The 9,879-nt window shown below is 45.9% G+C and carries 16 protein-coding genes; 6 read left to right on the top strand and 10 right to left on the bottom strand.

Annotated features, from left to right (window positions below; all coding sequences use genetic code 11):
* Positions 1-142: 142 nt before the first annotated feature.
* Entirely contained in the window at positions 143-346 is a 204-nt protein-coding gene (locus H6G17_RS31090) for a hypothetical protein (protein WP_192162431.1), read from the bottom strand.
* A gap of 38 nt (positions 347-384) precedes the next feature.
* Here H6G17_RS31090 and H6G17_RS31085 point away from each other — a divergent pair, with 38 nt between their 5' ends.
* Positions 385-885: a hypothetical protein gene (locus H6G17_RS31085; protein WP_192162429.1), complete on the top strand. Its 501-nt coding sequence runs from the start codon at positions 385-387 to the stop codon at positions 883-885.
* Positions 886-969: 84 nt separating this feature from the next.
* Here H6G17_RS31085 and H6G17_RS31080 read toward each other — a convergent pair whose 3' ends face one another.
* Together H6G17_RS31080 and H6G17_RS31075 are read right to left on the bottom strand one after the other, a co-directional pair.
* A complete protein-coding gene (locus H6G17_RS31080; RefSeq protein WP_192162427.1) occupies positions 970-1,335 on the bottom strand; it encodes an XRE family transcriptional regulator in 366 nt (121 codons plus the stop codon).
* 8 nt (positions 1,336-1,343) lie between these two features.
* On the bottom strand, positions 1,344-1,700 hold the full coding sequence (locus H6G17_RS31075; RefSeq protein WP_192162425.1) for a type II toxin-antitoxin system RelE/ParE family toxin: 357 nt from the start codon (positions 1,698-1,700) through the stop codon (positions 1,344-1,346).
* Positions 1,701-1,954: 254 nt separating this feature from the next.
* On the opposite strand from H6G17_RS31075, the gene H6G17_RS31070 reads away from it, so the two are divergent.
* A complete protein-coding gene (locus H6G17_RS31070) occupies positions 1,955-3,277 on the top strand; it encodes a ParM/StbA family protein (RefSeq protein WP_192162423.1) in 1,323 nt (440 codons plus the stop codon).
* Positions 3,278-3,396: 119 nt separating this feature from the next.
* On the opposite strand, the gene H6G17_RS31065 is transcribed toward H6G17_RS31070, so the two are convergent.
* Positions 3,397-3,822 carry a hypothetical protein gene (locus H6G17_RS31065; RefSeq protein ID WP_192162421.1) on the bottom strand — a complete coding sequence of 142 codons (426 nt, stop codon included), beginning with the start codon at positions 3,820-3,822 and terminating at the stop codon, positions 3,397-3,399.
* 264 nt (positions 3,823-4,086) lie between these two features.
* On the opposite strand from H6G17_RS31065, the gene H6G17_RS31060 reads away from it, so the two are divergent.
* The 4 genes from H6G17_RS31060 to H6G17_RS31050 all read left to right on the top strand — a co-directional run bounded on the left by H6G17_RS31060 (position 4,087) and on the right by H6G17_RS31050 (position 5,890).
* On the top strand, positions 4,087-4,713 hold the full coding sequence (locus tag H6G17_RS31060; RefSeq protein WP_192162419.1) for a type IV toxin-antitoxin system AbiEi family antitoxin domain-containing protein: 627 nt from the start codon (positions 4,087-4,089) through the stop codon (positions 4,711-4,713).
* 10 nt (positions 4,714-4,723) lie between these two features.
* Entirely contained in the window at positions 4,724-4,846 is a 123-nt protein-coding gene (locus H6G17_RS34425; RefSeq protein ID WP_277876142.1) for a hypothetical protein, read from the top strand.
* Positions 4,843-5,115 (top strand): hypothetical protein, encoded by a 273-nt coding sequence (locus tag H6G17_RS31055; protein WP_192162417.1) that lies wholly within the window; start codon positions 4,843-4,845, stop codon positions 5,113-5,115. The genes H6G17_RS34425 and H6G17_RS31055 overlap by 4 nt, the downstream gene beginning before the upstream one ends.
* 94 nt (positions 5,116-5,209) lie before the next feature.
* On the top strand, positions 5,210-5,890 hold the full coding sequence (locus H6G17_RS31050) for a Uma2 family endonuclease (RefSeq protein WP_192162415.1): 681 nt from the start codon (positions 5,210-5,212) through the stop codon (positions 5,888-5,890).
* 13 nt (positions 5,891-5,903) lie between these two features.
* Here the strand turns inward: H6G17_RS31050 and H6G17_RS31045 are convergent, their stop codons facing one another.
* The 6 genes from H6G17_RS31045 to H6G17_RS31020 form a co-directional block, all read right to left on the bottom strand.
* Positions 5,904-6,095 carry a hypothetical protein gene (locus H6G17_RS31045; RefSeq protein ID WP_192162413.1) on the bottom strand — a complete coding sequence of 64 codons (192 nt, stop codon included), beginning with the start codon at positions 6,093-6,095 and terminating at the stop codon, positions 5,904-5,906.
* A 341-nt stretch (positions 6,096-6,436) separates the two neighbouring features.
* A complete protein-coding gene (locus tag H6G17_RS31040) occupies positions 6,437-6,940 on the bottom strand; it encodes a hypothetical protein (protein ID WP_192162411.1) in 504 nt (167 codons plus the stop codon).
* Positions 6,941-7,477: 537 nt separating this feature from the next.
* Positions 7,478-7,624, bottom strand: coding sequence for a hypothetical protein (locus tag H6G17_RS31035; protein ID WP_192162408.1), 147 nt, complete (start codon positions 7,622-7,624; stop codon positions 7,478-7,480).
* Positions 7,625-7,833: 209 nt separating this feature from the next.
* The gene (locus H6G17_RS31030) at positions 7,834-8,718 is read right to left on the bottom strand and encodes an ArdC-like ssDNA-binding domain-containing protein (protein WP_192162406.1); all 885 of its coding nucleotides are present in this window, start codon (positions 8,716-8,718) and stop codon (positions 7,834-7,836) included.
* Positions 8,719-8,808: 90 nt separating this feature from the next.
* Positions 8,809-9,201: a DUF3268 family zinc-finger domain-containing protein gene (locus H6G17_RS31025; protein WP_192162397.1), complete on the bottom strand. Its 393-nt coding sequence runs from the start codon at positions 9,199-9,201 to the stop codon at positions 8,809-8,811.
* Between the two features lie 5 nt (positions 9,202-9,206).
* A complete protein-coding gene (locus H6G17_RS31020) occupies positions 9,207-9,692 on the bottom strand; it encodes a hypothetical protein (RefSeq protein ID WP_242038699.1) in 486 nt (161 codons plus the stop codon).
* Positions 9,693-9,879 lie beyond the last annotated feature (187 nt).

The raw sequence follows: 9,879 nt of genomic DNA, 5'->3' as shown, positions 1-9,879 counted from the left end.
GGGGCAAAAGTGGGTGCGATTGGGAGCAGATTGAGAGCAAAAGTGGGTGCGATTGGGGGTAGATCTGGGGGAAATACGGATGATAAGTCCCTTAAGAAGAAATAAAGTAGTTTTATACATAGATAACAGTAGACAAACTTGACTAAAGCGATAGGAATAATGTTGTTAGTGTTTGAGTTGGAACGATAGCGGTCATTGCCTTCCAATCCAGTGGGTATTGGTTGAGTGCAGTTGGTGAAATTATCCAGCCAAGTTTGAATTCGTAGCAGAGGCGATCGGCAAAGATACCAGGTAGGAAGTCAGAACGATGCACTAAGCGCGATCGCTGGTGTTGAGTGCTACGCATTAATCGAGAAGAACAAAGAATAGGGGTTAAAGTTCTCAATGCCAGGAAAAGCAGCGGTGGGTTCGACAGGTACGATTCAGTTAGCGCGGATCGTGCGTCAGATCGGTAGTGATGACGGCATAACGTTTGCATATTTGCAGCAACGCCGTCGCCCTCAGACAGAGCTAGTGTGCGACGCATTACGGGCGTATTATTTGCCCCTAGCACTCTTGGATGCAGGGCTGTCAGGCAAAGAGTTACGGGAAGCAGCCATTGACGCGATCGCCCAATTAGAAGCGCAGATTGGGAAGATCGAGCGGATGTGTGACTTAGAGGGAATGGCACGAGTGTTAGTGCAGCCACCCCCAGAGCGACCGACTGCAAAAGGCGACATCGATGTTGCTACATCGCCGCAGCAGGTATCAAGTGCCAAGAGAGTTGTACGTAGAGATGCAGACGTTACAGCTACAGGCGAAGAGCCAGACGAAGATGAAGAGGGACAAGAGGAGTTACCTCATGATGAGGTGTGGGATGCCATGTTACAGCTACGACTGAAGTGAAGTCCTGACGCTCTGCCAAAGTTTGCCATACAGCCATTGCTCAATCCAATACCTCACTAGAGTACTAACCACATCTCGCACCAGCTAGCAGTTGGATCGATCCGAAGGCACCGATCCTTCAGCTTCCTCCGAGTCGATGATATCCGAAATCCCCACTAAAGTAATGGGTGGGCGGTCGGGAAACTCAATAACTAACCGCAATTCACCCCCCATTGCCGTGATATACTTCCGCAAGGTTGAAAGCATCAGGTCAGTCCGCTTTTCTAGCCGCGAAACATTCGCCTGGTCGATTTGCAAAATTTCTGCCATTTGCTCTTGAGTCAGTTTGAGCGCTTCTCTGAGCTGCTGGCGAGACATTTCCTCGGCTACTAGCTCAGCAGAGCGCTGCTTAACTTTCTGCCGTCGCTCTTTTGGTAAGCGCGATAGCTTTTCTTTCAATGTTGTTGCCATAACTTTCCTTACTCTCCTTTTAGTTGGGCTAAGTGCTGGTAAAACCGAAGGTCGGCTTTTTTTATCAGTTGCTTGTAGAAACGTTGTTCGCTACCACTGGACTTATCACCAGCTACGAGCAGGATGGCACGCCGTTTCGGGTCGAAGGCAAATGCTACCCGCCAAACGCCCCCTGCGGCATTGAACCGTAATTCCTTCATGTTGGCGTGTTGCGAACCGTTAAGCGTGTCAACGTGTGGTCGCCCTAGCTGAGGACCGAAAGTCTCCAATAAGCTTGCATGGGCAAGCAATTCGTCTTGTACTTCTTCTAGCAGGCTGTCAAACTCCGCCTCAAAGTTTTCATGAAATTCAACTACCCAGTTCATCTTTATATTATGCGCTCAAACGCATATTTTCTCCACTAGTTTTGAGATTTTTATCAGTTCGGACAAGCGCTAGCTTTTTATCCTTGTCTTCCAAATAGATGTGGATTTCCATTATTGAGTTGCAACTTAAATAATTCTCATCGAACCCAAATGCTCCAAACTTGCCTTTACTTGGCAGCAATCTAGGATATAACAGAGTAGAGATTTTTGCGTTATCTTCCTCCCAGTGTAAGGAAGAGTATGAGCGATCGAGCATGACAGCAGCAAAGACCAAGACCGTACCCGACATAGTAGTAACGCTCGATCTAGGTGCCAGTAGGACGAAGGCGATCGCCCAGCAGTTGGGGAATGCTGCACCTATAGTGGTGAGCATGGAGCCAGAGTTAGCAGATATTTCCTCCGAGTCAGTTAGAGATTTAAACAGCGAGGGCATTCCCGAAAATAGTTGTTGGGTGGAAGTGCCTGGGGTGGATCATTTTGCCGTGGGTTACTTGGCAAGGGCTAGATTTGGCGGCATTTCCCAGTTGCGGGATCTCAAGTACGAATTAGCAGTGCCTAAGATTACGGGTGTTTTGTGGGTTTTACAGCAAAAGCTGGGCTTAGCGGCACGTTTTAGCGCGTCGATGTCATTGCTCTTACCGCCAGGAGAAGTTAGCCAACACGATAAGGCATTGTTGCTATCGAAGCTAGCAGCATGTTTGGCTAAGTTTGATACGCCCAGCGGTCAATTGCGTGTGAAGATTGTAGATTTTGAGTTGATGCCGGAAGGTGGGGGTGTTTTTGGCTATCGAATTGGACACTTAGGTGCAGATTACAAGCAAAAGACGATTGCCCTAGTCATGCTGGGCTACAGAAATGCTAGTTGCTTCGTTTGCGATCGCGGCAACCTCAGACCTGGCACTAGTAGCGATCTGGGTATGTTCTGGATGGTGAACAACTTTGTCGGTCGTGCCAAAGGCGGGTTGTCTAGAGACGATCTGCAAGTCGTGCAGGCTTTGGTTGCTGCTGGTGGAGCCAATGGCAATCTAGAGGTGCTGCAAGGGTTGTCGAGAAAGCGTTCTGTCAACGATATCCGTTTAGATGGAGAAGCATTTGCCGCTGCTGCTAGGATTTCTCGTGACGAATACGCGCGGGCAGTCGTGCGCTGGATAAAGTCTCTTGCCCCAGCCGAACTGGATGAGGCGATCCTGACTGGCGGTACTGCTGAATATGTAGCGCCAGAACTAGAGGCTTATTTTGCCAAGGAAGGCATAACAGTAATTTGGAATGGCGGTGTGATGGTGTCGCCAGATTTACTTGCTGGGGAGTCCCTGAGCAGATACGCTGATGCATGGTCAGTACACGCCAAGAGTTTTGCACGGTTTAGTGCCAAGTATAAAATACCTACTTTTAGTAATCCTACTCCATCTGTAGCTGATAATAAAGCTAGCAATGTGGCTGTCAATGATTCTCCTGAAAGAAGTGATGTTTCTGACAGTAATAACACTTCTACTAGTAATAATGGCAATTCTGCAAAAAAGCAAATCACAAAATATGTTAGACCTAAAGATTTTATAGAAATGCCCGATAAACTATAACAGTTCTACGCATTCTAAAGGGCGGTAGCTTTCTGCTTCACAACAGCAGTGTTAAAAACTTGAAAAAAAATCAGCCCTGAAAAGGCTGATTTCTATAAATTCGGAGAAACTTTTTCGGTTTAGTAAGCAATTTCTTCCGCAGCAACTCCAGCAACAAAACTGCTGTCAGTTTGAATTACGGGTTGTTCGACAAGTTCGAGCTTTCGGTATGTAGCTTGCCGTTTCAGCCACTGTTCGCGGCGCTGCCAGCTGCGTTGATTGTACTCGATCAACTTTTCTAGGGAATAGTCAAACTTGTCTTTAGCAAATGCAAGTAGCTGTTCCATAGTGTACTTGCGTTCTTCGGCTTTACCGAAGCTAATTTCAAAGTGTTGTTTGAACGTTTCCCAATCAAAAGCTTCCCCTAGCTGCCGTTGGGCAACTTTACCGTACAGTTCGCGGATGGCATAGAAGACTGCGTTGTACTTACGAGAGTCGTAAGGTTCAATCTGGTATTCGCCCATAGCAGCGTCGTTAATTAGAGATAGTTTCTTGGTGTTAGCCATAGTTGTGTCCTCTACAAGTAGCAAGAGTGATTTTTTTCGGACAGGCGCAGCCTTTTTTGGCGCTGTTAACCAACACGAGTCGTTGAGTTCTTCTGTTTTCCAAGCGCAGCCTTTTCGCTAAAAAGAAAAACGCCTCTATCTATCTGGTTAAAGCAGGTGTAAGCGTTCTCATAGGGGTGGAACCTCAAGTTTTGTTTGTCAAGAGCATTTGTGGTTTAAAAACTAGGTAAAATAAAATAACTACCGAGCATTTCAACCAAAGTCATGAGTAAAACTAAGTTAGAGCAAGCTTTGGAGCTGGTACAGAGCCGAGGTGTCATCGCACCCAAAGACTTTGAAGAGCGAAACATTCCCGTCAGCTATCTCCAGCGTTTAGAACAGCAAGGAATACTGATGCGCTCCAATCGGGGCGTGTACACCTCTATGGAGTACTCAGTCACGGAAAAACACAGCCTGGTTGAAGTCTGCAAGCGAGTGCCAAATGGAGTGATTTGTCTGCTTTCGGCACTACAGTTCCACCAATTGACTACCCAGTGGCCGTGGCAAGTTTGGCTGGCAATCCAGAACAAAGCACACCGCCCCAAGATTGATTATCCACCCGTACAGCTAGTTTATATGTCTGGGGAGGCATTCACTGCGGGCGTAGAGTCACATGAATTTGAGGGAGTGACGGTACGAGTGACGAGCGCGGCGAAAACAGTGGTGGATTGTTTCAAATTCCGCCACAAGGTAGGGCAAGACGTGGCGATGGAAGCACTGCGGGACTATTTACAACAGCGACGTTATTTGAATGAAAAATGGGGTCCGCGCAGCGAACTGCACCACTATGCCAAAATTTGCCGAGTGGAAAACGTGATGAAACCTTACCTGAAAGCATTCTCATTTTGTTAGAAGTATACCCATGAAGAACCAAGCAGCCTCGGTGAAGCAGCACTTGTTAAACTTCAATCGCTCCCAGGCACAGCCAGAAGAATTTCAAAAACTACTAGGCGTTACGCTTTGGAGCGGTTGCTGTATCGCTTGAGCCTTTCAAGATCGATTTGGTTTCGGCTCTCGATCCATTTCAATTTCTACATTGCCAAGCGCGTTCGTAAGTGCGATCGCCTTCAAAAGTCCGCTCCTTTGGGCGTGCTACAATCCTTCCAACAGCTAGACAAGCGGATTATGGACTTAGTTTTCGACGACTGGTTACGGCAGCAGGAACTAGAGGCTTTTCGCTTAGCGAATTCGACAATTGCAACGCGAGCTTGCCCAACACCAAACTCAACTTCTTGCGCCACAGCCAGCAACTGAGATTATGGCTGACTCCGCTCAGCCTCAGTCAAAAAGCAAACAGGTGCGTTTTGTTAATGCTAGCCAATCCACTTGATAAGAGTCGTGGCAACGTATGGTGACTCTCCAACTGAAGCAAATTGATGTCCTCCCAGGTCAGCGAGTCGTATTGCGGCACGTCAACTGGCAGCTGTTTGAGGCAATTTTGACAGAGTTAGGGGAGCATCGCACTATCCGTTTGGCTTACAGCAAAGGAACGTTAGAAATTGTGGCTCCCCTACCAGAACACGAGCAATCCAAAGTTGTAATTGCCGATCTATTAAAAGTGCTGCTGGACGAACTAGACATGGACTGGGAGCCATTAGGATCGACCACTTTCCGGCGAGAGGATATGCAAGCGGGGATCGAACCGGATGAATGCTTTTACATTCAAAATCACGCTCTGATGATTGGTAGAGAGCGCATCGATCTCAGTACCGATCCACCCCCCGACTTGGCAATTGAGATCGAGATCGCATCTAGTACCCAGTTAAGCGCCTACGAAGCTCTGCGCGTCCCCGAAATTTGGCGTTATCAAAATCGTCAGTTACAAGTCTACGTGCTGAGTGAAGGAAGGTATGTTGCATCTTCTGCTAGTCTCATTTTTCCCAACTTTCCTGCGATTGAGGGTATTTCTCAGTTTTTCGCCTTGAGCCGCACCGCAGGCACTCGTCCTGCTTTGAAAGCTTTTCGTACTTGGATAAGAGAGCGGCGGCGAGCGCAGGCTCGATCGTCCGAGCTAGGAGGGCGATTCTAACTAAAATCGGTTGTTAGCCGCTCTTTTCCAAACAGATCTCATACGCGCACCGAACGATCGGATCGCGATCGCAAGCATCGTCAATCGCCAAAACCAAACCAAAAATTTCAGATTTGGCAATTGTAAACGCTTCGTCCGTGCTGAGGCGAACGAGCGTAATTCCTTTATCTGTCTTTGTTACTGTTAAATCTCGAGCTGAATGCATTGTTAGTAAAGTTAGTAAAAGTTTCTAGAACTCTCCGATTGGTCATTCAACACCTTCCTCCCAGCAATCTCCTTCAAACAAGGAAGGATTCCATTGAATCTGTAAATCTGCAATAGTTGCTGTAGCGGGAATTCAACATTCCTGTAGTTGTGACGTGTTTTGCCAACATAGGAATGAGTATGTCCGAAGTATACGTGCTTGAGAAACTTGGAAGTGTTTCAGAACTTTAGTTTTACCGATAAATATGAGCCAGACAGTCGGGAATATCCGATAACATGAAATTAACAAAAATTGTGTTTGGCGATGCCCAAAGCTATGACTACTCTGGCCAAGCATTAGCATTAGGTAGCGATTGGCTTTTCAAGATCTGCAAGCCTGATTACCTCTCGCTCGTGCAGCTTGTAGCGCTTGAGTGAGGCAGGAACTTCAATCGGCAAGTCTGCCACCCTTACGACACTGTTGCCATGCAACTTGTATAGCTTGAGTGAGGCTATGTCAATTTCAAACTTTTCCGACAAAGACTGGCGTGCTGGGGGCAGTAGCCGCAGTTGTGGAACTGGGAGAGTAGTGGCGATCGCTCTCGCAGTTGATGTCGCTGTTGATGTAGAGTCAGAAATCCAGGGGTCTTCCACCATATTTGGGTCTAGCTGAGGCAGCGTTCCTGGTGCGATCGCGATCTTCTGTGAGGGAGACTGCACGAGCTGTTGTTGTATGCTAGGAGCAGTTGATTGCTGGAAAATCGACTTGAATAACTCCACTGCTCCAACGGCGAAGTCAATTGCCATGACAGTAGCACAAGCAACGATGGTGAGTTCGATGACGATAGTGAGAAAGTTCTGTAACATTGGATTCTCCTGAATTGAGCTGGCGGCTGGTGTAGCGACCCGCCAGGGATAGATGAAAGTGAGATCGGGGCATGTGGCGGTTCCCTTGTCGCTCTCCCTCTGGTTTGGCGAAGCCGTTTTTTAGGAGAAAGCTGCGATCGTCAGCAGTAAAAAAATTAATTCTTCTAGAGCAAATAGAAGAATTAGTGTTGGTTTAGGTTTAAAAGAGATCGATAGATCGAGAGAATTCTCGAACAACTTTCAAGTGTTCTAGAGTACGGAGTTGCCGTTGTAGCGACTGATGAATCTCCTTTTGAATTTCAATTCTTTTTTCTAGCAATTGAATTAATGTTTGGAAATCATGTTGGTTCATAGTACCTCCAATAGGTATCGCTCACTACCGTTAGTGCAAAGCACTTTCTAACGAAAGGAGGCATAATCAAAGGGGCAGATTTATCGAACTCTCAATAGGAGCAACACGAGCTACTGAGATTGAACCATTATGCAGTTTACGCTATATACAATTTGGCAGTGCCATCATCTGTGAATTTTTACAAGCTAATAATTTTCCCGACTGAGTTTGTCTGCTCTTGCTTTCAATTCGATCGCGTAACTTTTAATAACTGAAAGTGCTGTAGAAACTGCATTGTCATATGTTGTGGAACTACCCTCTGTGACTGACTTTATTTCTAAAATTTCGCACATAGATTCGTCTTGTAGGTCTATGCAATAACCGTATTCTATACCATCAAATCAAATTTCAATGTTAGGCTGGATCGAAATGTTCATTATTGTGTTTTTTCTATAAAATTAAGTTGAGAAACTCAGCTCTTGCATCTTGCCTTTGACTTGAAAACTAGAGAATCAAGGCTCAAATTACCTCGATCTGTGTGGCAAGAGCTGAGAAAACCTAATTAGATTACTAGCGATCTTTGCTCCTCAATCATGTTAATGATTCGCTCGCTGTTGATCTGGATGCAAGTGGCAGATTCTTTCAGTCGCGCGATTGCATCTACGCCATTACCCCAACCCGTAACGTAGCCAATAGAGAAATCGCTACTGTCAAAACCAAAGTAGTTCAACACAATAAACGCTCCACTTTCTGCTTCTATTTCCATCAATTCTCTGTGCTGAGAGTAGTCTTCTCCTTTGTGAGCTAAAGCATGGAATAATTCGTGAGCAAGGGTTTTAGCTTTGTGCAATGGCTCTAAGTTATTACTGATGACAATTTTTTCAACGCGATCGCCAATGCGATCGAACTTGCAGTAACCGTTGCGGGAGTCCATCGACTCCTCAAACACGGGAACTTGAAGTTTCGAGCAGGCTCGGGTCAGAGCAGCGTACAGTCCGGCATCGTCGCCGTGAAGGGGAGAAACCAGTTGGGGTAGCTCTTCGCCATCGGTCTGCGAGATATCGAATACTGTCACCAAGTTGAAATAGGTAGATTTCTTTTCTTTACCTTCTTCATCCAATTCTCCAGTTTTCTTTGTAAAGGGGGCGCGGATGGCAATGCCCTTTTCTCCCTTGCGAACCTGCCTGCCAGCTTTTTGCCAGTCGCGATAACCTGCAACAACTGTTGCATCTGGATTTTGCATGAGAACGAGCAGGCAATTCTGCCAGCTATAGCGGTTCATGGAGAGGCTCTTCAATCGACTCATCATTGTTAACCATTGTTGCCAACGACCGGAGTCAAGCAGAGATTGAATACCCTGTTCGAGTTTCGCCATTGCCACTTCGCGTTTTTCTTGAGCAAGTTCTATGTCAGTTTTGAGTCGGCGAGATTTATTTGTGATTGTCATAGTTGCAAGTTAGTTGGTGACAAAATAAAACCCCTGGATCGTTCCAGGATTTTAGGGGTTGAGGAGAATGTGGCTGTAGCGCATCTGTTGTTAAAGCTCGTTCTTTTCGTAGCTCTGCATTAACTCCACAACAGCCCGACAGCGATCGAGATCGAACATAGCGATGTGAGTTTGCGATTTAGAAATTCCAAGTTGTTGCGACAACCATTTGTATGCTGCATTGCGAGTCATCTTGCCGGATTGCCATAGGGGATCGAAGGCAGCATGAGCAGCCTGCCGCCATTCTCGCAATTGTCTGTTGGCTAAACTGCCTTTGGGAGAGCCGTTTTGATGTGCGCCCACATAGGCATCGCAGTCAGGATATCTGGTACAGATCCAAACTCTACCAAAACCCTTTCTGCCGTAAATTTTTTCTGCACTGGCAAGAGTTGTTAGACTGCCGCAATAGGGACAGCAGGTCATTGAGGAGTAGAGCTGTTTCATTACGTTTATCGTTCTTCTGTCATCAGTTGAACGATCTGCAAGGCAGTGTTTGAATGGATGAACTGCAACTTCATAGTTACGGATTCTGCACTGTCAACTTGACAGTGAATGCTGCCTTTTTGAGTAATTTGTCTAAACGTATAACAGTCATTTAAATTTTTATTCAAGTAATAATCTGCCTTGCAAGCTACTAGTAGTTTCTTCAGAGCTTCTTGACGTTCCTTTTCCGTTTGCTCTTTAGCAGCACGTTTTGTAAGTAGTTGCTGCCATTCAATTTCTGCTGGAACTATCAATCGTCTCCCAATCTCAGTAAAAATGACTTTGGGAGATTTACTTAAACTGATACCGATCCGAGTATTTAGGTCATGTATCTGAGCAATCAATCGCTTATTCTCCACAGTTAAATAGAGTTCTAAACCATCAGTTCTTGTAAGTAAAGTTTTATTTGTTTGGTCGTTGTAAAATTTAGATGTCCATTCAGATTTTTGCAAGAAGAGATTCCTGATTTCTAGCAAATTGTTCTCGAACTTATGCATGGTGTTATTTATTTCAATCTTGGGAATAAAGGTAGGTAAGCGTCCCAGTTATTTTTTCTGAATGAATGCAATCCCTGATTTGGGAAATTCAACTCTTACTACTCCCAGGCTTTGAGCAATGAAGCTTCTAAATTCCGCTTGC

The organism is Chroococcidiopsis sp. [FACHB-1243], from assembly GCF_014696895.1.
Classification (GTDB): domain Bacteria; phylum Cyanobacteriota; class Cyanobacteriia; order Cyanobacteriales; family Chroococcidiopsidaceae; genus Chroococcidiopsis.
The sequence above is the reverse complement of the archived record's forward strand: the minus strand, read 5'-3'. Positions and strand labels throughout refer to the sequence as shown.

What these genes read in the sequence shown, in the direction of transcription:
- H6G17_RS31065 (WP_192162421.1), bottom strand. Translation starts at nt 3,822, where the DNA reads ATGGCTAACACCAAGAAACTATCTCTAATTAACGACGCTGCTATGGGC.
- H6G17_RS31060 (WP_192162419.1), top strand. Translation starts at nt 4,087, where the DNA reads ATGAGTAAAACTAAGTTAGAGCAAGCTTTGGAGCTGGTACAGAGCCGA.
- H6G17_RS31080 (WP_192162427.1), bottom strand. Translation starts at nt 1,335, where the DNA reads ATGGCAACAACATTGAAAGAAAAGCTATCGCGCTTACCAAAAGAGCGA.
- H6G17_RS31035 (WP_192162408.1), bottom strand. Translation starts at nt 7,624, where the DNA reads ATGTGCGAAATTTTAGAAATAAAGTCAGTCACAGAGGGTAGTTCCACA.
- H6G17_RS31025 (WP_192162397.1), bottom strand. Translation starts at nt 9,201, where the DNA reads ATGAAACAGCTCTACTCCTCAATGACCTGCTGTCCCTATTGCGGCAGT.
- H6G17_RS31045 (WP_192162413.1), bottom strand. Translation starts at nt 6,095, where the DNA reads ATGCATTCAGCTCGAGATTTAACAGTAACAAAGACAGATAAAGGAATT.
- H6G17_RS31050 (WP_192162415.1), top strand. Translation starts at nt 5,210, where the DNA reads ATGGTGACTCTCCAACTGAAGCAAATTGATGTCCTCCCAGGTCAGCGA.
- H6G17_RS34425 (WP_277876142.1), top strand. Translation starts at nt 4,724, where the DNA reads ATGAAGAACCAAGCAGCCTCGGTGAAGCAGCACTTGTTAAACTTCAAT.
- H6G17_RS31075 (WP_192162425.1), bottom strand. Translation starts at nt 1,700, where the DNA reads ATGAACTGGGTAGTTGAATTTCATGAAAACTTTGAGGCGGAGTTTGAC.
- H6G17_RS31030 (WP_192162406.1), bottom strand. Translation starts at nt 8,718, where the DNA reads ATGACAATCACAAATAAATCTCGCCGACTCAAAACTGACATAGAACTT.
- H6G17_RS31070 (WP_192162423.1), top strand. Translation starts at nt 1,955, where the DNA reads ATGACAGCAGCAAAGACCAAGACCGTACCCGACATAGTAGTAACGCTC.
- H6G17_RS31040 (WP_192162411.1), bottom strand. Translation starts at nt 6,940, where the DNA reads ATGTTACAGAACTTTCTCACTATCGTCATCGAACTCACCATCGTTGCT.
- H6G17_RS31090 (WP_192162431.1), bottom strand. Translation starts at nt 346, where the DNA reads ATGCGTAGCACTCAACACCAGCGATCGCGCTTAGTGCATCGTTCTGAC.
- H6G17_RS31085 (WP_192162429.1), top strand. Translation starts at nt 385, where the DNA reads ATGCCAGGAAAAGCAGCGGTGGGTTCGACAGGTACGATTCAGTTAGCG.